Genomic DNA, 23,602 nt, shown 5'->3' on the forward strand with positions numbered 1-23,602 from the left:
GGATTGCGTGTGTGTGAAGGATGCATAAGCGTCACGGGGAACAGCACGATCGCATGCATGTGGGGTCGGTGACGACCCTCTGTCCCGCGCGGATCCGGAGAGGGTCCGCCGTGGTCCACGGCGTCGCTGCGGCAAAGACCGGCGGCCGTACCCCGGCCATCACGCCCCGGCGTTCGCACTGTTGGCATTCGGGATCGCCCGCCCGCACGCGAGAGCGGCCCGGCACCCACAGGGCGTGGGTGCCGGGCCGCTCTCGGGTGCGGATGCGGGGGCGTGTCTCTTCACCGCGACTACTCGCCGTGACCGCTTCGCCCTGACTGCTACTCCACCGTGACGGACTTCGCCAGGTTGCGCGGCTTGTCGATGTCCCGGCCCATGGCCAGCGCCGTGTGGTAGGCGAGGAGTTGCAGCGGGATGCCCATCAGGATCGGGTCCAGCTCGTTCTCGTTCTTCGGGACGATGATCGTGTGGTCGGCCTTCTCCTGCTCACGGTGGGCCACGGCGAGGATGCGGCCGCTGCGGGCCTTGATCTCCTCCAGGGCCGCACGGTTCTTCTCCAGCAGGTCGTCGTCCGGGACGATCGCGACCGTGGGGAGCGCCGGCTCGATGAGCGCGAGCGGGCCGTGCTTCAGCTCCGATGCGGGGTACGCCTCGGCGTGGATGTACGAGATCTCCTTGAGCTTCAGGGAGGCCTCCAGCGCGACGGGGTAGCCCCGGACACGGCCGATGAACATCATCGACTGCGCGCCCGCGTACTCCTCGGCGAGCTTCTTGATCTCGTCCTCCGACTCGAGGATCTGACCGATCTGCTCGGGCAGCTTGCGCAGCCCCTCGATGATCCGCTTCCCGTCGGCGACCGACAGGTCGCGGATGCGGCCCAGGTGCAGGGCGAGCAGCGCGAAGGCGACCACGGTGTTGGTGAAGCACTTGGTGGACACGACGCAGACCTCGGGGCCGGCGTGGACGTACATGCCGCCGTCGGCCTCGCGGGCGATCGCCGAGCCGACGACGTTCACGACGCCGAGGACCCGTGCGCCCTTGCGCTTGAGCTCCTGGACCGCGGCCAGCACGTCGTACGTCTCACCGGACTGGGAGACCGCGACGTACAGGGTGTCGGGGTCCACGACGGGGTTGCGGTAGCGGAACTCGGACGCGGGCTCGGCGTCCGCGGGGATGCGGGCCAGCTCCTCGATGAGGCCGGCGCCGATCATGCCCGCGTGGTACGAGGTGCCGCAGCCAAGGATCTTGATCCGGCGGACCCCGCGCGCCTCGCGGGCGTCCAGGTTCAGGCCGCCCAGGTGCACGGTGGAGAAGCGGTCGTCGATGCGGCCGCGCAGCACGCGGTCCACGGCGTCGGCCTGCTCGGAGATCTCCTTGTGCATGTACGTGTCGTGGCCGCCCATGTCGTACGACTCGGCCTCCCACTCCACCGTGGTGGGCGTGGCCGTCGTGGTCGAGCCCTCGGTCGTGTACGTACGGAAGTCGTCGGCCTTGAGCGTGGCCATCTCGCCGTCGTCCAGGGTGACGATCTGGCGGGTGTGCGCGACCAGGGCCGCGACGTCGGAGGCGACGAACATCTCCTTCTCGCCGATGCCGAGCACGACCGGGGAACCGTTGCGGGCGACGACGATGCGGTCGTTGAAGTCGGCGTGCATGACGGCGATGCCGTACGTGCCCTCGACGGACTTCAGCGCCTCGCGGACCTTCTCCTCCAGGGTGACGGCCCGGGAGCGGGCGACCAGGTGGACCAGCACCTCGGTGTCGGTCTCGGAGAGGAACACGATGCCGTCGGCGACGAGCTTCGCGCGGAGCTCGGAGGCGTTGTCGATGATGCCGTTGTGGACGACGGCGACCTTGTTGTCGGCGTCCATGTGGGGGTGGGCGTTCTCGTCGCTCGGGGCGCCGTGCGTGGCCCAGCGGGTGTGGGCGATGCCGGTGGTGCCGGTGAAGCGCTTGGGCACCCGCGACTCGAGCTCGCGGACGCGGCCCTTGGCCTTGACCATCTTCAGCGCGGCGGGCTTGCCGGCCGCGGGCTTGCCGGTGATGACGATGCCCGCGGAGTCGTACCCCCGGTACTCCAGCCGCTGCAGACCCTCCAGCAGCAGCGGGGCCACATCACGCTTTCCGATATAACCGACGATTCCGCACATAGAGCCTCTGCCCTCCATCGACGTACAGGTACAAGCAAGTAAGTGGGTGCCCGGCCGCGGGGCACGCCCGGCCCGATCGGGACAGCCGGTCCCGGCCGCCGGTCTCAGCCGTAGACGATGCGGCGCAGCTGGCGGAGCGAGAGCTCCGGCGGCGCCACCGCCCGGTGCGGCAGCTCGGCCGAGATCCGTTCGAAGATCTCCGTGTTGACCAGGCCGCCGGACTGCAGCTCGCGATGGCGGCGGCGGACGAAGACGTCGGTCGTCTCGTCGAAGTAGGCCAGTACGTCGAGGATCACCCGGGCTGCCTCACCGCGTGGGAGCGCGGTGCTGCGTACCAGGTGGTCAATGAGGTCGTCATGCGACGAGCGGCGTTCGAGCACCCGTCGATATTGCTTCCGAAGGAGCTCCAGCGCAACAATCCTGCCCGATATCGGGCAGATATGCGGTCGAGTGGCGCTCGTTTTTCCGTTCTGGGCGATTCCGGAGCGTTCGGGAGCGGCGTACGCGCCTCGGAATCGGGTGGGCGCGGAGCGGCTGTGAGGGCCGACGGGATGAAATAGGCCGCGCGCCCGGGCGGTCGGCCACGTTCATGTGTGGGCGAAAAGGGGAAGTGGTCTACACCTTGACCATCCGTGAGGCAAGCGGTACGCATGGTGACGGTGCGAATGGTCAGGAGATCCAGGTGTGATCCAGCAGAAAGGGACCCGGCTGTGAGACTGCACACGACGCAGCGCAGTGCTCTTCCCCGTGCTCTACCCCGTCTTCTCGGCTCGCTGCTTCTCGTCACGGCGGCCGGAATCTCCGCCGCCTGCGCGACCCCCGCGGCATCCGCGGCGGGCGGCGGCCCCGCGGCGTCGGCGCCCCGTCCGCTGGGCCAGGTCGTGCCCGCCCCCGCCGAGGTGAGGCCGGGGGGATCCCCGTACGCCATCACTCCCGCCACGAGGATCCGCGTCGACGGCTCGTCCGGCGAGGCCCGCGAGATCGGTGAGTACCTGGCGGGCGTGCTGCGCCCCTCCACCGGATACGCCCTGCCGGTCACCGGACGGGCGGGCTCCGACGGCATCCGGCTCCGGCTCGGCTCCCGCGACAGCGAACTGGGCGCCGAGGGCTACACACTGACGGCCGGGCACGGCTCCGTCACCATCACCGCCCGGAAGCCCGCAGGGCTCTTCCACGGCGTCCAGACGCTGCGTCAGCTCCTGCCGGCCCAGGTCGAGAGCGACAGCCGCCAGAAGGGGCCCTGGAAGGTCGCGGGCGGCAGCATCACCGACACGCCGCGCTACGCCTACCGGGGCGCGATGCTCGACGTCTCGCGGCACTTCTTCTCCGTCGACGAGGTCAAGCGCTACATCGACCAGATCGCGCTGTACAAGATGAACACCTTCCACCTGCACCTCTCCGACGACCAGGGCTGGCGCATCGCCATCGACTCCTGGCCGAACCTGGCCACCTACGGCGGCTCCACGGAGGTCGGTGGCGGGCCCGGCGGCTACTACACCAAGAGCCAGTACAAGGAGATCGTGCGGTACGCGGCCTCCCGCTACATGGAGCTGGTGCCGGAGATCGACATGCCGGGCCACACCAACGCCGCCCTCGCCTCGTACGCGGAGCTGAACTGCGACGGCGTCGCGCCGCCGCTCTACACCGGGATCAAGGTTGGCTTCAGCTCGCTGTGCGCGGCCAAGGACGTCACGTACAAGTTCATCGACGACGTCATCGGCGAAGTGGCCGCGCTGACCCCCGGCAGGTACATCCACATCGGCGGTGACGAGGCGCACTCCACCAGCCACGAGGACTACGCCAAGATCATGGAGAGGGCGCAGGCCGCTGTCGGCAAGCACGGCAAGACCGTGATGGGCTGGCACCAGCTCACCGGCGCCACGCCGGTGAAGGGCGCGGTCGCCCAGTACTGGGGCTACGACAGGACGAGCGCCGCGGACCGGCAGCAGGTGGCGGACGCGGCGAAGAACGGCACCAAGCTCGTGCTCTCGCCCGCGGACCGGGTGTACCTCGACATGAAGTACAACGAGCAGACCGAACTGGGCCTGAAGTGGGCCGGTCTGGTCGAGGTGCAGCGCAGTTATGACTGGGACCCGGCGACCTACCTCGCCGACACCCCGGCGGACGCGGTGCTCGGGGTCGAGGCGCCGATCTGGGCCGAGACGCTGACCGACAGCGACGACATCGACGTGATGGCGTTCCCGCGGCTGCCCGGGGCGGCGGAGCTGGGCTGGTCCCCGGCCGAGACGCACGACTGGGACACGTACAAGGAGCGCCTCGCGGCGCTCGGGCCGCGGTTCACCGCGCTGGGGATCGACTACTACCGGTCGCCCCAGGTGCCGTGGCCGGCGGAGCCGGCTGCGGCGGGCTGAGCGGGGCCGTCCGGCGGCCGGGGGCGTGAGGCCCCCGGCCGCCGGACGGGCCGTCGGAAGGTGCCCTCAAGCGCCGGACGGCTGTCAAAGATGTCCTCAATCGCCGGACGGGCTTGAGGTGCCGGACGGGCTCGAGGTGGCTTCCTCGCGGAGCTGCTCCTCGCTCAGGCCGCGGCGCCAGTAGCCGACGAACGTCACCCGCTTGCGGTCGATGCCGCGCTCACGCACCACGTGGCGTCGCAGCGTCCGTACCGAGGACGCCTCGCCCGCGATCCAGACGTACGGGATTCCCCCGGGCAGTTCGGCCGCGCGCACGGCCTCCACGGCGTCCGGGGCGTTCTCGTCCCGCACCAGCCAGCTGATCCGGGCGTCGGCGCGGGTGTCGATCGGCCGGCGGTCCCCGGTGTGCGTGACCTCCAGCCAGACCCGCGCCCGCAGATGGGCCGGCAGCCACTCCAGGGCGGCCGTCGCGGCGGGCAGCGCCGTCTCGTCGGCCCAGATCAGCACCCAGTCGGTGTCCTCGGGCGGGCGGAAACGGACGGCCGTGTTGTCCTCGACGGCCGGTCCGAGCGCCTTCAGTACGTCACCGGGGGAGGCCGCGGCGGCCCAGCGGCAGGCCGGACCGCCGTCCTCGTGGAGCGCGAAATCGATGTCGATCTCGGTGGCCGAACCGCCGTCGGTACGACGTTGCGCCCGGACCGTGTACGAGCGCAGCACCGCCCGCTCCTCGGCCGGAAGAGCGCGCCAGAGGGCGAACCAGTTGCCCTCGTTATCGACCGGAACGACTGGTTCCGGCTGTCCGGGGTGCGGCAGGAACAGCGACAGGCTCTGATCGCGGCCCCCGGAGGCGAACCCGTCGAGCCCCGGGCCGCCGAACGTGACCCGGAGCATGGACGGGCTCAGCCGCTCCGTGCGCAGGACGGCCAGACCGAAGAGCCGGAAGGGATCGACGGGCGGCGTGGCGGGCGCGGCGGCGGTCGTCATGGTCAGGCGGTCTTCTTCGCGTTCTCGATGGCCTTCGCGAGGTCCTCGAGGATCGGCGCGCACTTGTCGTAGCTGTAGATCGGCTCGGTGGTGCGCGGGATGACCTGACCGGCCTTGACCGCGGGCAGCTGCGCCCAGGTCGGCTTGGAGGTCAGGGCGTCGGGCTGCAGGGCCGAGGACCGGTTGTCCATCATGATGATGTCGGCCCCGTACTTGTCGACGTTCTCCCAGCTCAGGCTCTCGAAGAAGCCCGCCTCGTCCACCTTCGGCTCGACGAACTTCACGCCCAGCTCCTGGAAGTACAGGGTGTCGGCGGACATCTTGGCGAGCGAGACGTAGAAGAGGTCCTGGCTGGCCGAGCCGATCATGACCTTGAGGTTCGGCTTGGACTTCGCGGCGGCGCGCAGCCGGGCCGCGGCCTTCTCGAAGCGGGCCTTGGCGTCGGTGACCGTCTTGGCCTTGACGTCGGCGCCGAGCGAGGCGGCGAGGTCCTCGTGGCGCTGGATCGCCTTGGGGATCGTGGTCTGGGCGGCCCACAGGGCGACGCTCGGGGCGAGCTTGAGGATCTTGTCCTTGGACGCGTCCGGCACGTACCAGAGGGCGTCCTTCTCCCACATCGCGGTGACCAGCAGGTCCGGGCCGAGCGCGGCGTACTTCTCGACGTTGAACTCGCCCCAGACGTTGCCGAGGATCTCGACCTTGCTGATGTCCAGGTCGCCGGCCTGCACGTCGGCCTTGCCGTTCGCGGCCTTCGTGGGGCCGAAGACCGCCTTGACCTCGATGCCGTAGTCGTGGAGCGCGGCGGCGACACCCGTGAAGGCGACGATGTTCTTCGGGACGGACTTGGCCTCGGCGGTCTGCCCGCGGTCGTCCTTGAAGCTCCACGGCCCGGCGTCGGCGCTCTTGGAGCCGGTGGAACCGGAGTCCTTGGAGTCGCTGTCACCACAGGCCGCCAGCACGGCGCCCAGGCCGACGGCGCCGCCCATGGCCAGCAGGCCGCGACGGGTGGGACGGGACACTCGGGCAGTGCGCATGACGGAATCCGCTTTCGTACGAGCCGGAGACCGGCCGGCGACAAGTTCGAACGAAGGTTAGCCTAACCTCACGAGTGGTCCCCTGGCCGGTGCCCCCTCGCTCACCAGACGATGACGCCGCCGTCCACGTCCTGGGCCCGCTCGGCGGCGGCCGTGATGTTGGCCAGCCGCGCCGCCACGTAGTCGTCGGCATAGCCGCTGTGGGCGGCGAGCTCCGCGATGTGGTCGCGCAGCAGCCCGCACTCGGCGAGGAAGGCCGGGATGTCCTCCGGATCCACACAGAGGTTGGCGGTGGCCAGCTCCGGGAAGAACCGGGCCCCGAGCTCACGCACCGGCGGCGCCCCCACAGCTTGGTCCGGCTGCTCTCGAACCCGGCGAGGGTGAGGCCGTGCTCGGGGTCCTCCAGGAAGTGGTCCTCGCCGCTCCGGCCGCGGACGTAGGTGTGTACGAGGAGGGTCATGCGCCGAAGGCTCCGTCGTCGGGGCCCCTCGACGCCGGCCATCCTCCGGCCGTCGTTGAGCCCCCTCGCGGATGTGCGGTACGTGGGCCGCATCGCGCCGCGCTGTCCACGGAACCTGTGCCCACTCCGGTGCGGGCGGTCGTCCTGTTGAGCAGCGTCAGGGCGAGAGCGACGGCCGTGGCGAGCGCGGCCAGGAGAACACAGGTGAGGAATCCGTCGCGCAGCTCGCCGGTGGAACCCAGTAGCGGGCCGAAGACGGCAACGCCCAGCGCTGCGCCCACTTGCCGGGAAGCGTTGAAGGCGGCTGAAGCCGCACCGTGCAGGGTTGGCGGAACGGCCGCAATCGACTGGGACGTCATGGCCGGCACGAGGACTCCCGCGCTGAAACCGGCCGGCAGCAGCGCAAGGACCAGTGGCCACAGTGGCGACAGCGTGCTGGTGAGTGCGACCGCGACCAAGGCGGCGGCCAGTACGAATTGCCCACCGCCGAGGACCGAGCGGCGGCCGGAGCGCCTGGTGAGGGCGGCCGAGCAGACGCTTCCCAGAGAGATCAGGCCGGTCAGGGGAAGGAACAGCAGGCCGCTCGCGACGGCGCTGAGACCTCGGCCCTGTTGAAGCATCAGGCTCAACGCGAACAGCAACCCGTAGAACGTGAAGTTGAACAAGGCGCCTTGCAGCGCAGAGGTGGCAAAGGACCGGTCGGAGTAGACCGCGGTCGGCAGAAGGGGAGCCTTTGCGGTGTGTCCTGCTCGTACGAACGCGAGAAGGCCCACTGCCGCGAGGGTGAATGCTGCGAGCACGCCGGGTGTTCCCCACCCCTTGGCCGGGGCCTCGATCAGACCGAAGACGAGGCCGCCGATCAGCAAGGTCGCGGCCGCCATGCCCGCGTAGTCCACGCTTCGGTCCCGTCGCGTCACGGAGGGCATCGAGCGGATGCTCCACGCGATCGCCGGGATACCGATCACGACGTTGACCCCGAATACGGCGCGCCAGTTCGCCAGGGAGACCAGCACCCCGCCGAGAAGAGGCCCCGCGGCCATGCCCACCCCACCGGCGGCGGCCCACCACCCGACAAGTCTGTGACGCGCGTGCTCGTCGGTGGCGGCGGATGTGGCCAGCACGAGCGCGCTCGGAAGCAGCAGTGCGGCGCCGACACCCTGGGCGAGCCGTGCGAGATTCAGAACCGGCATGGTGCCCGCTGCCGCGCAGACCGCGGAGGATGCCGTGAAGATGAGCAGCCCCGTGATGAACGTGCGTTTGGCGCCCAGGATGTCAGTGATGGCCCCCGAGCCGAGCAGCACCGCTGCGAAGCTGAGCGTGTAGGCGTTGACGGCCCATTCCAGCGCCGACCGTGAGGCGTGTAAGTGAGAACTCAGTTGCGCCAGAGTCAAGTTCACGATGGTGCCATCGACGTACACCATGAACGACGCGATCAGTGCGAGAGCGACAACGGTCCTCTTTAGTTCCATGGTCATGGAACTAGCGTAGCTGTAGTTCGACGTCCATGGAACAACGGTATAGGCTCCGGGTATGCCCACCACGAGCCAGAGTCGGCCGCGCGACGACGTGAGCAAGCCGGTGAAACTTGACGCCATAGCCGTGCTGCGGGCTCTCGCTGATCCCGTGCGGCTCGATCTCGTACGCCAGTTGAGGGAGTCCGTGGCGCCGATCGCCTGTGGTGCGTTCGACGTTGCGGTCGCCAAGAACACCCTGTCCCACCACTTCAAGACGCTCAGGGAGGCTGGAGTGATCGTCACTCACCGCGAGGGCACCGCCGCCCTCAACGTGCTCCAGGAGGACGAGCTCGACGAGGCCTTCCCCGGCCTCCTCGACGCAATCCTGCCCAGGCGCGGCTGAGCAGCCGGCACCGGTTGACAAGCCGCCTGCGAGCGGCAGCACAGGGCCCGGCCCGGTGGCCGGTTCGGTGGAACGCGGACGGGGCGGGCCCGGAACCCGGGCCCGCCCCGCCTCGCGCTGTCCCCGTTCTCAGGCCGACATGCCGAGCTCCCGGGCGATCAGCATCCGCTGCACCTCGCTCGTGCCCTCGCCGATCTCCAGGATCTTGGAGTCGCGCCACATCCGCGCCACCGGGTACTCGTTCATGAAGCCGTAGCCGCCGTGGATCTGGGTCGCCTCGCGGGCGTTGTCCACCGCCACGGTCGAGGAGTACAGCTTGGCGATCGCGGCCTCCTTCTTGAACGGCTCGCCCGCCAGCAGGCGTGACGCCGCGTCGCGCCAGCCGATCCGGGCCATGTGGGCCCGCATCTCCATGTCCGCGATCTTGAACTGGATCGCCTGGTTGGAGCCGATCGGCTTCCCGAACGCGTGCCGCTCGGCGGCGTACTTCACGGACTCGTCCACACAGCCCTGCGCCAGGCCCGTCGACAGCGCCGAGATGGCGATCCGGCCCTCGTCCAGGATCCGCAGGAACTGCGCGTAGCCGCGGCCCTCCTCGCCCAGCAGGTTCTCCAGCGGGACGCGGACGTCCGAGAAGGAGAGCTCGCGGGTGTCCGAGGCGTTCCAGCCGACCTTGGAGTAGGGGGCGGCGACCGTGAAGCCGGGGGTGCCGGACGGGACGATGATCGACGAGATGAGCGGGGCGCCGTTCTCCTTGCGGCCGGTCACCGCCGTGACCGTCACCAACTCGGTGATGTCCGTGCCCGAGTTGGTGATGAAGCACTTGGAGCCGTTGATCACCCACTCGCCCGTCGCCTCGTCGCGCACCGCGGTCGTCCGGGTGCCGCCCGCGTCCGAGCCGCCGTCCGGCTCCGTCAGGCCGAACGCGCCGAGCGCCTCGCCCGCGCAGAGCTTCGGCAGCCACTGCCGCTTCTGCTCCTCCGTACCGAAGCGGAACACCGGCATCGCGCCGAGCGAGACCCCGGCCTCCAGGGTGATCGCCACCGACGAGTCGACCCGGGCCAGCTCCTCCAGGGCGATGCCGAGGGCGAGGTAGTCGCCGCCCATCCCGCCGTACTCCTCCGGGAACGGCAGACCGAACAGGCCCATCCGTCCCATCTCGCGCACGATCTCGTACGGGAACTCATGGCGCTCGTAGAAGTCGCCGATCTTCGGCGCGACCACGTCGTGTGCGAACTCCTCGACGGTGCGGCGGAGTTCCTCGTGCTCGGCGGTCAGCCGGTGGTCCAGGGACATCGGGGGATCACTGCTCCTTGTGGGACTGTGTTTGTTGCACCGAGAGCGCGCGGACGGTACGGGACGGGCTCGGTCGGCCCAGCTGTCCGGCGAGCCACACGCTGGTGGCGGTGAGCTCGTCGAGGTCGACCCCGGTTTCGATGCCGAGGCCTTCGAGCATCCAGACCAGGTCCTCCGTGGCGAGGTTTCCGGTCGCGCTCTTCGCGTACGGGCAGCCGCCGAGGCCGCCCGCGGAGGCGTCCACGGTGGACACGCCGTGCTGGAGCGCGGCCAGCGTGTTGGACAGGGCCTGTCCGTAGGTGTCGTGGAAGTGCACCCCGATCGCGTCGGTGTGCACCCCCGACTCGTTCAGCGACGACAACAGGGTCTGTACGTGGCCGGGCGTCGCGACCCCGATCGTGTCTCCGAGCGACAGCTCGTCGCAGCCGAGGTCCATCAGCGCCCTGGCGACCCGGACGACCTGGTGGACCGGGACCGGTCCCTCCCACGGGTCGCCGAAGCACATCGACAGGTAGCCGCGCACATGCACCTTGTCCGCCTTGGCGCGGGCCACCACGGGCTCGAACATGGCGAGCGACTCGTCGATCGTGCGGTTGAGGTTGCGCGCGGCGAAGGTCTCCGTCGCGGAGCCGAAGACGGCGATCCGGCGGGCGCCGAGCGCCAGGGCCCGGTCCAGTCCCCGCTCGTTCGGCACGAGGACCGGCAGCGCCACGTCACCCACGTCCCCTATGTCGCCGAGCATCGGGAACAGCTGCTCCGCGTCCGCCAGTTGGGGCACCCACTTGGGGTGGACGAAGCTCGTCGCCTCGATCGTGCCGAGGCCGGCGACCGCGAGCCGGCGGATGAACTCCGCCTTCACCTCGGTCGGCACGACCGCCTTCTCGTTCTGCAGCCCGTCACGGGCGCCGACCTCGTGGATACGGACCCGGGCGGGCAGGTCCGGCGCGGCCACGGTCATCGGCAGGGTGCGGTCGGTGGTGGTCATGCGTCCTCCCCGGTGCCGGTCGCGGGGACCACGACCGCCAGTACCTGGTCCATGGCCACCGTGGTCCCGGCGGTCACGTCGAGTTCGGTCACGGTGCCGGCGTGCGGGGCGGAGATGACGTGCTCCATCTTCATCGCCTCCACGACGAGGAGGCTCTGCCCGGCCGCGACCTCGTCCCCGACGGCCACCTTCACCACGGTGACCGTCCCGGGCATGGGCGCGGCGAGCGTGTCCGCGCCTGAGCGGGCGGCGCCGGACAGTGACGCCTCCACCGGGTCGTGGTCCCGGACGTGCCAGGTGTCGCCGTCCCGGCCGAGCCAGTGGCCCTCCGGGGAGGTGGCGTACGCGAACGAGTGCGTGACACCGGCGAGTTCGAGCGTGATCCGGCCCCCGTCGACGGACAGCGTCCTGGCCGTCTCCGCGCTGCCGGGCAGCGGGCCGAGCGGGCCGCAGGTGCCGGAGGCGGGGAGCGGTGGCCGGGCGCCCTCCCCGACGTGGCCGAAGGTCAGTTCCGCGCCCGCGCCGCACGGGCGCAGGCCCACCTGGACCGGGTCGTGGCCGGGGATCCGGAAGTGCCGCACCGTACGCGCCGGGGTGCCGCCGAGGCGCCAGCCGTCACCGGCCGAGAACGGGTCGGCCCAGGCCCCGGCCGTCCGGGCGGCGGGGGAGTGCTGCCGCAGCAGCGCCGCCGCCGCGTACACCTCCTCCGGCACCCCGTCCGGGACCAGCGCGTCCACCTCACGCTCCACCAGGCCGGTGTCCAGCTCGCCCGCCACCACGGCCGGGTGGCCGAGCAGCCGGCGCAGGAAGCCCGCGTTGGTCGGGACGCCGAGGACCACCGTGTCCGCGAGCGCCGCCCGCAGCCTTCGCAGAGCCGTCGCCCGGTCGGGGCCGTAGGCGATCACCTTCGACAGCATCGGGTCGTACAGGCTGCCGACCTCGCCGCCCCCGGCGAGCCCCGAGTCCGTCCGCACCCCGCCGCCCTGCGGCTCGTGCAGCGCCAGCACGGTGCCGCCCGAGGGCAGGAAGCCGCGGGCCGGATCCTCGGCGCAGATCCGGGCCTCGACCGCGTGACCGGTGAGAGTGATGTCCTGCTGGCCGTAAGGGAGTTGTTCGCCGGACGCGACGCGGAGCTGCCACTCGACCAGGTCGAGGCCGGTGATCAGTTCCGTCACCGGGTGCTCGACCTGGAGGCGGGTGTTCATCTCCATGAAGTAGTACGAGGCCGGGTCGTTGCCCGGAACGATGAACTCCACCGTCCCCGCGCCGACATAGCCGCAGGAGCGGGCGGCCTGGACGGCCGCCTCGCCCATGGCCGCGCGCGTCTTCTCGTCGAGCAGGACCGAGGGCGCCTCCTCGATGATCTTCTGGTGGCGGCGCTGGAGCGAGCACTCGCGCTCGCCGAGGTGCACCACGTTGCCGTGGCCGTCCGCCAGCACCTGGATCTCGATGTGGCGCGGCCGGTCGATCCACCGCTCCACGAGGAGGGTGTCGTCGCCGAAGGAGGCGCGCGCCTCGCGCCGGGCGGCTGCGATCTCGTCCGCGAGCAGCGCCGCGTCGCGCACCAGCCGCATGCCCTTGCCGCCGCCGCCCGCGGAGGGCTTGAGCAGGACCGGCATGCCGATCTCGTGCGCCGCTTCCGCTAGTTGACCATCGGTCAGCTCGCTTCCGGAGGATCCGGGCACCACCGGGACACCCGCAGCCGCGACCGTCTCCTTGGCCCGGATCTTGTCGCCCATCAGGGCGATGGCGGCGGCGGGCGGCCCGATGAAGACCAGGCCCGCGTCCGCGCACGCCCGCGCGAAGCCCGCGTTCTCGGCGAGGAAGCCGTAGCCGGGGTGGACGGCCTGCGCGCCCGTGCGGCGGGCGGCCTCCAGGAGCCGGTCCACGGAGAGGTAGCTCTCGGCCGCCGGTGCGGGGCCGATCCGTACCGCCGTATCGGCCTCCCGTACGTGCCGGGCATCCGCGTCCGCGTCGCTGAAGACGGCGACGGAACGCACGCCCAGCTCCCGCAGGGTCCGGATGACCCGGACCGCGATCTCGCCGCGGTTGGCGACGAGAACCGTGTCGAACATCGTCATCAGTTCCTCACATCCGGAAGACGCCGAAGCCGGCGTCGCCCAACGGGGCGTTGGCGCACGCGGTCAGGGCGAGCCCGAGCACCTGGCGGGTCTCCATCGGGTCGATCACGCCGTCGTCCCAGAGCCGGGCGGTGGCGTAGTACGCGTTGCCCTGCGTCTCGTACTGCTCGCGGATCGGGGCCTTGAACGACTCCTCGTCCTCGGCGCTCCAGTCGTCGCCCAGCTGGTCGCGCTTGACCGTGGCGAGGACGGAGGCGGCCTGCTCGCCGCCCATGACGGAGATCTTCGCGTTGGGCCACATCCACAGGAAGCGGGGACTGTAGGCCCGGCCGCACATGGAGTAGTTGCCCGCGCCGTAGGACCCGCCGACCACCACGGTCAGCTTCGGAACGCGCGTGCAGGCGACGGCGGTGACCATCTTGGCGCCGTGCTTGGCGATGCCGCCCGCCTCGTAGTCGCGGCCGACCATGAAGCCCGAGATGTTCTGCAGGAAGACCAGCGGGATGCCGCGCTGGTCGCACAGCTCGATGAAGTGCGCGCCCTTCTGGGCGGACTCGGAGAACAGGATGCCGTTGTTCGCGACGATGCCGACCGGGTGGCCGTGGATGTGCCCGAATCCGGTGATCAGCGTCGTGCCGTACTCCGCCTTGAACTCGGCGAAGCGCGAGCCGTCGACGACCCGGGCGATCACCTCCCGTACGTCGTAGGGCGTGCGCGAGTCGACCGGGACGGCGCCGTACAGACCGGCGGGGTCCACCTTCGGCTCGTCCGCCGGCTGTACGGACCACGGCAGCGCGCCCCGGTCGGGCAGCGTGGCCACGATGTTCCGCACGATGCGCAGCGCGTGTGCGTCGTCCTCCGCGAGATGGTCGGTGACTCCCGACGTACGGGAGTGGACCTCGCCGCCGCCCAGCTCCTCGGCGGTCACGACCTCACCGGTCGCCGCCTTCACCAGCGGCGGACCGCCCAGGAAGATCGTCCCCTGGTTCCGGACGATCACGGCCTCGTCGCTCATCGCCGGGACGTACGCCCCACCGGCGGTACAGGAGCCCAGCACCGCCGCGATCTGCGGGATCCCGGCCCCGGACATCCGGGCCTGGTTGTAGAAGATCCGCCCGAAGTGCTCCCGGTCGGGGAAGACCTCGTCCTGCATCGGCAGGAAGGCACCGCCCGAGTCCACCAGGTACAGACACGGCAGCCGGTTCTCCAGCGCCACCTCCTGGGCCCGCAGGTGCTTCTTCACGGTCATCGGGTAGTACGTGCCGCCCTTGACGGTCGCGTCATTGGCGACGATCACGCACTCCCGGCCGCTGACCCGGCCGATCCCGGCGATCACCCCGGCGGCCGGCGCGGCGCCGCCGTACAGCCCCTCGGCCGCCAGCGGGGCCAGCTCCAGGAAGGGCGAGCCCGCGTCGAGCAGGGTGTCCACCCGCTCCCGGGGCAGCAGCTTGCCGCGCGCCACATGCCGGGCGCGGGCCTTCTCACCCCCGCCGAGCCTGGCCGTGGCGAGCCGCTTGCGCAGCTCGTCGGTGAGCGCGTGATGCGCCGCCTCGTTGGCCTGCCAGGCCTCCGAGGCGGGATCGGCCGCGCTCGCCAGCACCGGTGCCTGCTGCATCCTGTCGAGCCCCCTTGCCCGTACCGCAGTGTGACGACCTCGCCCCCGTCCGTAGCGGGAGAGGTTGTTAGTGAGCGTTAACGTATCCCATAGGTTAACGACCGCTAACGCACCTGTCTAGAATGACTGTTCATGAGCACCCATGCCGCCGCCCGCGTCGCGGCTCCCACCCGCCGCGAGCAGATCCTCAAGGAGGCCGCCCGCCTCTTTGCCGAGCGCGGCTTCCACGGGGTCGGCGTCGACGAGATAGGTGCCGCCGTCGGCATCAGCGGCCCCGGCCTCTACCGGCACTTCCCGGGCAAGGACGCGATGCTCGCCGAACTGCTCGTCGGCATCAGCGAGCGGCTGCTGGCCGGCGGGCAGCTGAGGGTCTCCGAGGACGCCTCCGGCGACAGGTCCCCCGAGGCGCTCCTGGACGCGCTCATCGAGGGCCACATCGACTTCGCCCTGGACGACCGCCCACTGATCACCCTGCACGACCGCGAGCTGGACCGCCTGCGGGACACCGACCGCAAGAGGGTGCGCCGGCTCCAGCGCGAGTACGTCGAAGTCTGGGTCGCCGTCGTCCGCGATCTCTACCCCGCACTCCCCGAGCACGAGGCCCGCGCCACCGTCCACGCCGTGTTCGGCCTGCTCAACTCCACCCCGCACCTCGGCAGGCCCGGCGCGCTCCCGGGCCGTACGGACACGGCGGCGCTGCTGCACCGGCTGGCGCGTGGGGCCTTCGGCGCGGCGGGGGAACCGAAGGCCGTCTGAGCGACGGCCGGACCCGCCGCCCACGGCCCGGCGACCTCGGACGGGCGGACCGCCCACCCCTCAATACGCCCGGCACGCTGCGCACATCCCACGGCACAATGGGTTCATGCCGATACCCAGCCGCGCCGCCCTCGTCGACCACCTCGTCCGTACGCGCATAGCGGGAGACGTCGCGACCCCGCGCGACAACAACCTCTCCCACTACCGCAAGCTCGCCAACGGCGACCGCCACTTCTGGCTGGGCCTCGAGCTCGGCGACCGGTGGCGCGACGAGCAGGACGTCCTGGCGGTCATGGCCGAGAGATGCGGCGTGAGCGACGACCCGGAGCACCGGTTCGGCCAGGACACCATCGACCCCGAGCTCACCGTCGCGGCCCTGGACCGGGCCGCGGCCCGGCTGCGGAAGGCGGCCGACGGGACGGAGCGGGTGCTCTTCGCCACCGGCCACCCGGGCGGGCTCCTGGACGTCCACCGGCAGACCGCCGCCGCACTGCGGGCGGCCGGTTGCGAGATCATGGTCATCCCGTCCGGGCTCACGGCCGACGAGGGCATGGTCTTCCAGTTCGCGGACGTCGCCGTGCAGGAGCGCGGCGCGACCCTCTGGCACACCCACTCCCCGGCCCCGATGGCCGCGATCCTGGACGCCCTGGAGCGGGAGGGACGCCCCATGCCCGAGCTGGTCGTCGCCGACCACGGCTGGGCCGGGTGCGCGGCGCAGCGCGGACTGGACGCCATCGGCTACGCGGACTGCAACGACCCGGCCCTGTTCCTCGGCGAGGCCGAGGGCACCCTCCAGGTGGCCGTACCGCTGGACGACCACGTGCTGGACCCGCGGTTCTACGACCCGATGACGGAGTACCTGCTGGACGCCGCCGGACTGCTCTGAGCCGAGGAGCCGAGGAGCCGAGGGGCAGAGGGGCAGAGGGGCAGAGGGGCAGAGGGGTAAAGGGGTAGAGGCACCGAGGAGCCGAGCGGCCGAGGCGTCAGGACCAGGGCCTGTCCGGCGGTGCGGGGGTGGCGCGGGCGTACCGCGCGGCGAGATCGCGCAGGTGCGCGACCAGCTCGGCGGGCTCCGTCACGGTGAAGTCGTGGCCGAGCATCCCGAGATGGACGGCGAGGCCGTCCAGCGAGTCCGCCCCCGTGGCCAGCACGCAGGTGTGCTCGTCGACGGCCTCCACCACGCCCACCGCCGGGTTGATCCGCTCCAGCACGGCTGCCGCGGGCGCGTGCACCGTGACCCGCGCCCGGTGGCGCCAGGCCGCCGCCGACGCCCTGCCCGCCACATAGACGGCGGCGTCCCCCTCCGGGTCCTCGCGCGGCGCGAAGCGCGGGCCCGACGGCGTGCGCGGCGTGATCCGGTCCACCCGGAACATCCGCCAGTCGTCGCGGTCCACGTCCCACGCGACGAGATACCAGCGGCGCCCCCAGTTGACGACGCGCTGGGGTTCCACCAGCCGGCGGCTCGGCGTCCCCGCGTGGTCCCGGTAGTCCAGCCGGAGGCGTTCGCGGTCCCTGCAGGCCGATGCCAGCGTCATCAGGAGCTCGGTGTCGATGCCCGGGTCCTCCCGGTCGGCGGGCACGGGCACGGTGTACTGCTGCAGCGCCCGCACCCGCCGGCGCAGCCGCGACGGCAGTACCTGCTCCAGTTTGGCCAGCGCCTGGAGCGAGGTCTCCTCCATGCCCGGCATCGCGCTCCGCGCGACCGTGCGCACGGCGATCGTCACCGCGACCGCCTCGTCGTCCTCCAGCAGCAGCGGCGGCATCGCCGCCCCGGCGGCCAGCCGGTAGCCGCCGGCCGATCCCCGGGTGGCGTCCACCGGGTAGCCGAGCGTGCGCAGCCGCTCGATGTCGTTGCGCACGGTGCGGCCGCTCACCCCCAGCCGTTCGGCGAGTTCGGTGCCCGGCCATTCGCGCGGCGACTGGAGCAGGGACAGCAGTCTGAGCAGGCGTGCGGAGGTTTCCAGCATGGTCCGAACTCTGCTCCTTCATTAGGAACGAACCTTTCCTGATGCCATCCTAGAGTTCTGTCCATGGAGAACAGCAGCGCCACCGAAGCCCGCACCGCCCAGGACGCAGCCGCCACGGCGATCCGCCCCTTCCGGATCGAGATCCCGCAGGCCGACGTCGACGACCTGCGCCACCGCCTCGCCCGCACCCGCTGGAACACCGGTCTGCCGGGGGTCGAGGGCTGGACGCGGGGCGTTCCCGCCGACTACCTGAAGGGCCTGGCGGCGTACTGGGCCGACGGGTTCGACTGGCGCGCGGCCGAGGCTCGGCTGAACGAGTTCCCGCAGTTCCTCACGGAGATCGACGGCCAGGACGTCCACTTCGTCCACGTCCGCTCGGCGAAGGCCGACGCCCCCGCGCTGCTGCTGATTCACGACTGGCCCGGTTCGTTCGTCCAGTTCATCGACGTCATCGAACCGCTCTCACACGACTTCGACGTCGTCGTCACCTCCACGCCGGGTGTCGGCTTCTCCGGCCCGCTCACCTCGGCCGGCTGGAACACGGGCCGGATCGCCGCGGCCTTCACCACCCTCATGGACCGGCTCGGCTACGGGCACTACGGCGTGCAGGGCAACGGTGGCGGCGCCTGGATCGCCGCGGAGATGGGCCGCCTGGCCCCCGACGCCGTCACGGGCATCCATGTGAACGGCCTGGTCACCTTCCCCTCGGAGGACCCGGCGGACTTCGCCGGGCTCACGGAGTCCGAGCAGACCCGGCTGGAGCGACTGCAGAACTTCCGCGACGACAAGATGGGCTTCAACGCCATCCAGTCGACCCGCCCCGAGACCCTGGCCTTCGGCCTGCACGACTCCCCGGTGGGGCAGCTGGCCTGGATCACCGAGAAGTTCAAGGAGTGGACCGACCCGGCGAGCGAGCTCCCCGAGGACGCCATCGGCCGCGACCACCTGCTGACCAACATCAGCGTGTACTGGTTCACCGGTACGGCGGGCTCATCCGCGCACCTCTACTACGAGATGGCCCACGACCCGTCCGCGTGGGCGCCGAAGGACCGCGGCACCGTCCCGACCGCCGTGGCCGTCGCGCTGCCGGCCGACGTCGCGATCCGCCGGTTCGCCGAGCGCGACCACCATGTGGTGCGCTGGACCGAGCTCGACCGCGGCGGCAACTTCCTCTCGCTGGAACAGCCGGAACTGCTGGTCAAGGACGTCACCGAGTTCTTCCGCACCCTTGGCTAAGGGTTGTCCAGGCGGTCGGTGAACAGCCCTCCGCCGTCCCCGTTGCCCTCCCCGTCGCCGGGTCCGACCACCGGATTCCCTCCGGCCCGGGCCCGGCGGCGCTGGGCGACCCCCGGCGTCGGGTCCAGATACACCCGCTTGATCGACGGATACCGCTCCCGCAGCTGTTGTTCCGCCTCCTCGCAGGCCCACTCGACCTGTTCGGCACTGGCCACGTCCCGGAAGTCGACCTTCGCGGCGATCAGGATCTCGGACGGCCCCTGGATGAGTGTGGTCAGCTCCAGTACGTCGATGATGTGCGGCACCGTGAGCAGTTCCTCCCGCACCCCCGTCCGCATCGACGGGGGCACCGGACGGCCGATCAGCAGCTGGGCGTTGGAACGGCCGAGCACCCAGGCCACGTACACGAGCAGCACGCCGATCAGGATCGACGCGATACCGTCCCAGACACCCGAGCCCGTCAGCTGGCCGCCGAGCAGCCCGCCCGCGGCCAGCAGTAGTCCGACCAGAGCCGCCGAGTCCTCCATCACCACGGCCTTGACCGCGGTGTCGGGCGTGCGGCGCAGGTACCGGGTGGGGGCGGCGCCCAGCCGGGCGGCCTCGCCGCGCACCTGCCGCAGCCCGGTGCGCAGGGAGTAGCCCTCCAGGAGGAAGGCGACCCCCAGCACGATGTACGAGATGAGCGGATCGCCGAGATCCTCGCCCTGCGTCAGGGTGTGGATGCCGTCGTACAGCGAGAAGACCGCGCCGCCGACGAATGTGGCGACGGAGGCGAGCATCGCCCAGATGTACCGCTCGGGGCCGTAGCCCAGTGGATGCTCCTCGTCGGCGGGCTTCTCACTGCGCTTGAGGGCGGTGAGCAGCAGCACCTCGGTGACCGTGTCGGCGACGGAGTGGGCCGCCTCGGAGAGCATCGCGCTCGACCCGCTGATCAGCCCGGCGACGGCCTTCGCCACGGCGATGCCGAGGTTGGCGACCGCCGCGACGATGACGGTGAACGTGGACTCCCCACCAGCAGATTTCTCGTCACTCATGGTGGGGAGTATGTCCGCAGCAGGGCCGGGCATGTCCGACGCGTGGCCGTGCGGTTCGTTCAGCCCTCCCGCGGGACCCGGACGACGCCCTCCTGGATGACGGTGATCGCCAGCCGGCCGTCCTGGGTGTAGATGCGGGCCTGGCCGAGTCCGCGCCCGCCGGAGGCGGACGGCGACTCCTGGTCGTACAGCAGCCATTCGTCGGCCCGGAACGGCCGGTGGAACCACATCGCGTGGTCCAGGCTCGCCCCCACCACGTCGCCGACCGCCCAGCCGCCGCGCCCGTGGGCGAGGAGCACCGAGTCGAGCAGCGTCATGTCGGAGACGTACGTGGCCATGCAGACGTGCAGCAGCGGGTCGTCCGCCAGCTTGCCGTTGGTACGGAACCACACCTGCGAGCGCGGCTCGCGCGGCTCCCCGACCGTGCCGAACGGCGGGGCGTCCACGTACCGGAGGTCGACCGCGGCGCGGGCCTCGATCAGCCGGTCCACGACGCTGGGGTCGCTGAACCGGTCCGCGTACCGCGGCAGCATCTCGGCGGCCGTGGGCAGCGTCTCCGGGTCGGGTGCGGCCGGCATGTCCGCCTGGTGCTCCAGCCCCTCCTCGTCCGTCTGGAAGGACGCGGAGAGGTGGAAGATCGGCTGCCCGTGCTGGACGGCGACGACCCGCCGGGTGGTGAAGGAGCGGCCGTCCCGGATGCGGTCGACGCTGTAGACGATCGGCGCGCCCGGGTCCCCCGCCCGCAGGAAGTACGAGTGGAGGGAGTGGGCGGGCCGGTCGGCGGGAACGGTCCGGCCCGCGGCGACGAGCGCCTGGGCCGCGACCTGTCCGCCGAAGACGCGGGGCACGATCGCCGATCGGCTGGTGCCCCGGAAGATGTCCTGCTCGATCTGCTCCAGGTCGAGCAGATCGAGCAGATCGAGCAGGGCGTCCGGTGCTGAGCTCATGGAGAGAACGTAGCCGCTCTACAGGCCCATGGACTTGGCGATGATCGACTTCATGACCTCGCTGGTGCCGCCGTAGATGCGGTTGACCCGGTTGTCCGCGTACAGGCGGGCGATCGGGTACTCGTTCATGAAGCCGTAGCCGCCGTGCAGCTGGAGGCAGCGGTCGATCACGCGGTGCGCGACCTCGGTGCAGAACAGCTTCGCGGAGGCGGCCTCGGCGGCGGTCAGCTCACCGGCGTCCAGCGCCTCCAGCGCGCGGTCGGCGACGGCCTGGGCCGCGTCCACCTCGGCCTGGCAGGCGGCCAGCTCGAACTTGGTGTTCTGGAACGAGGCGACGGTCTTGCCGAAGACGGTGCGGTCCTGCACGTACTCCTTGGCGAACCGGACGGCCGCGGCGGCCTGGGCGTACGCGCCGAAGGCGATGCCCCAGCGCTCGGAGGCCAGGTTGGTGCCGAGGTAGCCGAAGCCCTTGTTCTCCTCGCCGAGGAGGTCCTCGACCGGGACCTTGACGTCGACGAACGCCAGCTCGGCGGTGTCGGAGACGCGCAGACCGAGCTTGTCGAGCTTGCGGCCGATCGAGTAGCCCGCGGACTTGGTGTCGACGGCGAACAGGGAGATGCCGAAGCGGCGGTCGTCCTCGCGCGGGGCGCTGGTGCGGGCGCAGACGATCACACGGTCGGCGTGCACGCCGCCGGTGATGAAGGTCTTGGAGCCGTTGAGGACGTAGTGCGTGCCGTCCTCGGAGAGCTTGGCGGTGGTCTTCATGCCCGCGACGTCGGAGCCGGTGCCCGGCTCGGTCATCGCGAGGGCCCACATCTCCTCGCCGGAGGTGAACTTCGGCAGCCAGCGCTTCTTCTGCTCGTCGGTGGCGAGCATCTTGATGTAGGGCAGGCCGAGCAGCGTGTGCACGCCGGAGCCGCCGAAGGAGACGCCCGCGCGGGCGGTCTCCTCGTAGATGAGGGCTTCGTACTTGTGCGAGTCGATGCCCGCGCCGTCGTACTCCTCGTCCACCGTGATGCCGAAGACGCCCAGCTCGCCGAGCTTCAGGTAGAAGTCGCGCGGGGCCTGGCCGGCCGCGAACCACTCGTCGTACACGGGCACGACCTCGGCCGCGATGAAGGCCCGGATGGTCTCCCGGAACGCCTCGTGGTCCTCGTTGAATACCGTACGGCGCACGGGGTGCCTCCCTGGTCGGCTTCGCTCGGCTTGGCTAAGCGCTTGCTCAGCCTTGGTTAAAAGTTACCCGGCGGTCACCGGAGCTGTCCAGGGTGATGCTGAGCACGCCGGAGCGGGGCACCGGCCGCTGTGCCGGGGCCGGGGCCCTCGGGGGTTTCGTCCTCGGGGGTTTCTCAGATGCCGAAGCGGGCGGCGATCCCGTCCAGTACGCAGTCCAGGCCCGTCTCGAACGCCCAGGTCGCGTCGTCCTTGCGGGTCGCGCGCTGTCCGTAGCGGCGGTACGTGGGATAGCGGCCGGTCTCCATCAGGTACATCATCTGCGGGGCCAGGCCCAGCCGGGTCTCGTCGCCGGACGACCAGCCCGCGGACTCCGTCCACTCCTTCAGGGCCACTTCCGACTGTGCCGCGCCATGGGCGAAGGCGCTGACGGTGCGGAACGCGACCATCATCGCGTCCTCGTCGAGTCCGAGTCCGTCGAGCGCCGCCAGCTGCCGTTCGGCGACGGCCAGGCGCCCGGGTGTCAGGACGAAGAGATGAGTGGGCAGCTGCCCCACCCAGGGATGCCGCAGCATCATGTCCCGGGTCAGCAGGCCGAAGGCGCGCAGTACCTCGCGCCATCCGGTCACCTCTTCGGGGATCCGCATCTCCGTGGTCACCCGCTCGGCCATCAGCGCCCACAGGTCGTCCTTGCCGGAGACGTGGCGGTAGGCGGCCATGGGGGCGACGCCCAGCTCCGTGGCGAGCCTGCGCATGGTGACGGCTGCGAAGCCCTCCGCGTCGGCGATCTGTACGGCGACGGCCCCGATCCGCTCCAGGGTCAGCGAGGCGCGGGGTGCGGTCGCCGGCTGTTCCAGGCGCTGCCAGAGGGACATGTCGGGCCCCTGGCTGTCGCTCCTGCCGCTGTCCTTCTTCTGGCCGGCCACGGGCGGGCTCCTCTCGGTAAGCGGTCAGCGTACAACGTATCCGGCAGTAGACAACGTACACATCGACGGATACGTTGTACGCATAGAAATACGTTGTACACATCCACTGCTCCGCTCCCAGGGGGACCCATGCCCAGCACCCGCCCGCAGCTTCGCGTCGCCGTCCTCGTCGGCAGCACCCGCGAGGGCCGGTTCGCACCCGTCGTCACCCAGTGGCTCAGGGGCCACCTCTCCCAGCGCGACGACATGACCGTGGATGTCGTCGACCTCGCCGAGACCCCGCTGCCCACCGTCCTCCCCGCGTTCGGCCGGCCGCCGGCGCCGGGCACGGAAGAGGCGCTCGCCCTCGTGTCACCGCGCCTCGCGGCAGCCGACGCGTTCGTGTTCGTCACGCCGGAGTACAACCACAGCTTTCCCGCGTCCCTGAAGAACGCCATCGACTGGCACAACGAGCAGTGGCACGCCAAGCCGGTCGCCTTCGTCTCCTACGGCGGCCTCTCCGGCGGTCTGCGCGCCGTGGAGCAGCTCCGCGTCGTGATGGCGGAGCTGAACGCCACGACGATCCGCAACACGGTCAGCTTCCACAACGCGTACGGCCTGTTCGGCGAGGACGGCGCGGTGGACGACCCCCAGGTCGACACGGCGGCCAAGGCGCTGCTGGACCAGCTCGCCTGGTGGGCGCACGCGCTGCGGGACGCCAGGGCCCTTTCCCCGTACGCGGCCTGATGA

General features: G+C 71.0%; 21 protein-coding genes. 6 read left to right on the forward strand and 15 right to left on the reverse strand.

Annotated features, from left to right (window positions below; translation table 11 throughout):
- Positions 1-320: 320 nt before the first annotated feature.
- Both glmS and JGS39_RS15055 read right to left on the reverse strand, forming a co-directional pair.
- Positions 321-2,150 carry a glutamine--fructose-6-phosphate transaminase (isomerizing) gene (gene glmS / locus JGS39_RS15050; RefSeq protein ID WP_219569523.1) on the reverse strand — a complete coding sequence of 610 codons (1,830 nt, stop codon included), beginning with the start codon at positions 2,148-2,150 and terminating at the stop codon, positions 321-323.
- A 104-nt stretch (positions 2,151-2,254) separates the two neighbouring features.
- Complete coding sequence (locus tag JGS39_RS15055) at positions 2,255-2,530, reverse strand: hypothetical protein (RefSeq protein WP_148018800.1); 276 nt, start codon at positions 2,528-2,530, stop codon at positions 2,255-2,257.
- Between the two features lie 330 nt (positions 2,531-2,860).
- On the opposite strand from JGS39_RS15055, the gene JGS39_RS15060 reads away from it, so the two are divergent.
- A complete protein-coding gene (locus JGS39_RS15060; protein ID WP_308120424.1) occupies positions 2,861-4,522 on the forward strand; it encodes a beta-N-acetylhexosaminidase in 1,662 nt (553 codons plus the stop codon).
- Between the two features lie 96 nt (positions 4,523-4,618).
- Here the strand turns inward: JGS39_RS15060 and JGS39_RS15065 are convergent, their stop codons facing one another.
- From JGS39_RS15065 to JGS39_RS15080, 4 genes are all read right to left on the reverse strand, one after another.
- Positions 4,619-5,506 carry a siderophore-interacting protein gene (locus JGS39_RS15065; protein ID WP_219569525.1) on the reverse strand — a complete coding sequence of 296 codons (888 nt, stop codon included), beginning with the start codon at positions 5,504-5,506 and terminating at the stop codon, positions 4,619-4,621.
- A gap of 2 nt (positions 5,507-5,508) precedes the next feature.
- On the reverse strand, positions 5,509-6,540 hold the full coding sequence (locus JGS39_RS15070; RefSeq protein ID WP_219569526.1) for an ABC transporter substrate-binding protein: 1,032 nt from the start codon (positions 6,538-6,540) through the stop codon (positions 5,509-5,511).
- Between the two features lie 101 nt (positions 6,541-6,641).
- Complete coding sequence (locus JGS39_RS15075) at positions 6,642-6,872, reverse strand: hypothetical protein (RefSeq protein ID WP_219569527.1); 231 nt, start codon at positions 6,870-6,872, stop codon at positions 6,642-6,644.
- A gap of 124 nt (positions 6,873-6,996) precedes the next feature.
- Positions 6,997-8,541 carry an MFS transporter gene (locus tag JGS39_RS15080; protein ID WP_219569528.1) on the reverse strand — a complete coding sequence of 515 codons (1,545 nt, stop codon included), beginning with the start codon at positions 8,539-8,541 and terminating at the stop codon, positions 6,997-6,999.
- Here JGS39_RS15080 and JGS39_RS15085 point away from each other — a divergent pair.
- The gene (locus JGS39_RS15085) at positions 8,531-8,857 is read left to right on the forward strand and encodes an ArsR/SmtB family transcription factor (RefSeq protein ID WP_219569529.1); all 327 of its coding nucleotides are present in this window, start codon (positions 8,531-8,533) and stop codon (positions 8,855-8,857) included. The genes JGS39_RS15080 and JGS39_RS15085 overlap by 11 nt on opposite strands.
- A gap of 129 nt (positions 8,858-8,986) precedes the next feature.
- Here the strand turns inward: JGS39_RS15085 and JGS39_RS15090 are convergent, their stop codons facing one another.
- From JGS39_RS15090 to JGS39_RS15105, 4 genes are read right to left on the reverse strand one after another with little or no spacing between them, the layout of a single operon-like run.
- On the reverse strand, positions 8,987-10,153 hold the full coding sequence (locus JGS39_RS15090) for an acyl-CoA dehydrogenase family protein (protein ID WP_219569530.1): 1,167 nt from the start codon (positions 10,151-10,153) through the stop codon (positions 8,987-8,989).
- Positions 10,154-10,160: 7 nt separating this feature from the next.
- Entirely contained in the window at positions 10,161-11,138 is a 978-nt protein-coding gene (locus JGS39_RS15095; protein ID WP_236063648.1) for a hydroxymethylglutaryl-CoA lyase, read from the reverse strand.
- Positions 11,135-13,213 (reverse strand): acetyl-CoA carboxylase biotin carboxylase subunit, encoded by a 2,079-nt coding sequence (locus JGS39_RS15100; RefSeq protein WP_219569555.1) that lies wholly within the window; start codon positions 13,211-13,213, stop codon positions 11,135-11,137. The genes JGS39_RS15095 and JGS39_RS15100 overlap by 4 nt, the downstream gene beginning before the upstream one ends.
- A 13-nt stretch (positions 13,214-13,226) precedes the next feature.
- Positions 13,227-14,834, reverse strand: a complete 1,608-nt coding sequence (locus JGS39_RS15105; RefSeq protein WP_219569531.1) for a carboxyl transferase domain-containing protein — start codon at positions 14,832-14,834, stop codon at positions 13,227-13,229.
- 132 nt (positions 14,835-14,966) lie between these two features.
- Here JGS39_RS15105 and JGS39_RS15110 point away from each other — a divergent pair, with 132 nt between their 5' ends.
- Together JGS39_RS15110 and JGS39_RS15115 are read left to right on the forward strand one after the other, a co-directional pair.
- Complete coding sequence (locus JGS39_RS15110; RefSeq protein WP_219569532.1) at positions 14,967-15,590, forward strand: SACE_7040 family transcriptional regulator; 624 nt, start codon at positions 14,967-14,969, stop codon at positions 15,588-15,590.
- A gap of 106 nt (positions 15,591-15,696) precedes the next feature.
- Positions 15,697-16,476 carry a phosphatase gene (locus JGS39_RS15115; RefSeq protein ID WP_219569533.1) on the forward strand — a complete coding sequence of 260 codons (780 nt, stop codon included), beginning with the start codon at positions 15,697-15,699 and terminating at the stop codon, positions 16,474-16,476.
- Between the two features lie 97 nt (positions 16,477-16,573).
- On the opposite strand, the gene JGS39_RS15120 is transcribed toward JGS39_RS15115, so the two are convergent.
- Positions 16,574-17,557 (reverse strand): helix-turn-helix transcriptional regulator, encoded by a 984-nt coding sequence (locus JGS39_RS15120; protein ID WP_219569534.1) that lies wholly within the window; start codon positions 17,555-17,557, stop codon positions 16,574-16,576.
- Between the two features lie 63 nt (positions 17,558-17,620).
- Here JGS39_RS15120 and JGS39_RS15125 point away from each other — a divergent pair, with 63 nt between their 5' ends.
- Positions 17,621-18,793, forward strand: a complete 1,173-nt coding sequence (locus JGS39_RS15125; protein WP_219569535.1) for an epoxide hydrolase family protein — start codon at positions 17,621-17,623, stop codon at positions 18,791-18,793.
- Here the strand turns inward: JGS39_RS15125 and JGS39_RS15130 are convergent.
- From JGS39_RS15130 to JGS39_RS15145, 4 genes are all read right to left on the reverse strand, one after another.
- The gene (locus JGS39_RS15130) at positions 18,790-19,860 is read right to left on the reverse strand and encodes a cation diffusion facilitator family transporter (RefSeq protein WP_371930384.1); all 1,071 of its coding nucleotides are present in this window, start codon (positions 19,858-19,860) and stop codon (positions 18,790-18,792) included. The two genes, JGS39_RS15125 and JGS39_RS15130, sit on opposite strands and share 4 nt — an antisense overlap.
- A 26-nt stretch (positions 19,861-19,886) precedes the next feature.
- The gene (tesB, locus tag JGS39_RS15135) at positions 19,887-20,774 is read right to left on the reverse strand and encodes an acyl-CoA thioesterase II (RefSeq protein WP_219569537.1); all 888 of its coding nucleotides are present in this window, start codon (positions 20,772-20,774) and stop codon (positions 19,887-19,889) included.
- An 18-nt stretch (positions 20,775-20,792) separates the two neighbouring features.
- Positions 20,793-21,950, reverse strand: a complete 1,158-nt coding sequence (locus tag JGS39_RS15140; protein ID WP_219569538.1) for an acyl-CoA dehydrogenase family protein — start codon at positions 21,948-21,950, stop codon at positions 20,793-20,795.
- A gap of 173 nt (positions 21,951-22,123) precedes the next feature.
- Positions 22,124-22,873 (reverse strand): TetR/AcrR family transcriptional regulator, encoded by a 750-nt coding sequence (locus JGS39_RS15145; protein WP_306070144.1) that lies wholly within the window; start codon positions 22,871-22,873, stop codon positions 22,124-22,126.
- Between the two features lie 129 nt (positions 22,874-23,002).
- On the opposite strand from JGS39_RS15145, the gene JGS39_RS15150 reads away from it, so the two are divergent.
- Positions 23,003-23,599: an NADPH-dependent FMN reductase gene (locus tag JGS39_RS15150; protein WP_219569539.1), complete on the forward strand. Its 597-nt coding sequence runs from the start codon at positions 23,003-23,005 to the stop codon at positions 23,597-23,599.
- The last annotated feature ends 3 nt before the right edge of the window (positions 23,600-23,602 follow it).

It is taken from the genome of Streptomyces poriferorum (assembly GCF_019399235.1).
GTDB lineage: Bacteria > Actinomycetota > Actinomycetes > Streptomycetales > Streptomycetaceae > Streptomyces > Streptomyces poriferorum.

Excerpts from the sequence above, each read along its gene's own strand:
- JGS39_RS15070 (WP_219569526.1), bottom strand. The coding sequence starts at position 6,540 with ATGCGCACTGCCCGAGTGTCCCGTCCCACCCGTCGCGGCCTGCTGGCC.
- glmS (WP_219569523.1), bottom strand. The coding sequence starts at position 2,150 with ATGTGCGGAATCGTCGGTTATATCGGAAAGCGTGATGTGGCCCCGCTG.
- JGS39_RS15095 (WP_236063648.1), bottom strand. The coding sequence starts at position 11,138 with ATGACCACCACCGACCGCACCCTGCCGATGACCGTGGCCGCGCCGGAC.
- JGS39_RS15120 (WP_219569534.1), bottom strand. The coding sequence starts at position 17,557 with ATGCTGGAAACCTCCGCACGCCTGCTCAGACTGCTGTCCCTGCTCCAG.
- JGS39_RS15105 (WP_219569531.1), bottom strand. The coding sequence starts at position 14,834 with ATGCAGCAGGCACCGGTGCTGGCGAGCGCGGCCGATCCCGCCTCGGAG.
- JGS39_RS15125 (WP_219569535.1), top strand. The coding sequence starts at position 17,621 with ATGGAGAACAGCAGCGCCACCGAAGCCCGCACCGCCCAGGACGCAGCC.
- JGS39_RS15100 (WP_219569555.1), bottom strand. The coding sequence starts at position 13,213 with ATGTTCGACACGGTTCTCGTCGCCAACCGCGGCGAGATCGCGGTCCGG.
- JGS39_RS15090 (WP_219569530.1), bottom strand. The coding sequence starts at position 10,153 with ATGTCCCTGGACCACCGGCTGACCGCCGAGCACGAGGAACTCCGCCGC.
- JGS39_RS15115 (WP_219569533.1), top strand. The coding sequence starts at position 15,697 with ATGCCGATACCCAGCCGCGCCGCCCTCGTCGACCACCTCGTCCGTACG.
- tesB (WP_219569537.1), bottom strand. The coding sequence starts at position 20,774 with ATGAGCTCAGCACCGGACGCCCTGCTCGATCTGCTCGATCTGCTCGAC.
- JGS39_RS15065 (WP_219569525.1), bottom strand. The coding sequence starts at position 5,506 with ATGACGACCGCCGCCGCGCCCGCCACGCCGCCCGTCGATCCCTTCCGG.
- JGS39_RS15085 (WP_219569529.1), top strand. The coding sequence starts at position 8,531 with ATGCCCACCACGAGCCAGAGTCGGCCGCGCGACGACGTGAGCAAGCCG.
- JGS39_RS15150 (WP_219569539.1), top strand. The coding sequence starts at position 23,003 with ATGCCCAGCACCCGCCCGCAGCTTCGCGTCGCCGTCCTCGTCGGCAGC.
- JGS39_RS15110 (WP_219569532.1), top strand. The coding sequence starts at position 14,967 with ATGAGCACCCATGCCGCCGCCCGCGTCGCGGCTCCCACCCGCCGCGAG.
- JGS39_RS15130 (WP_371930384.1), bottom strand. The coding sequence starts at position 19,860 with ATGCCCGGCCCTGCTGCGGACATACTCCCCACCATGAGTGACGAGAAA.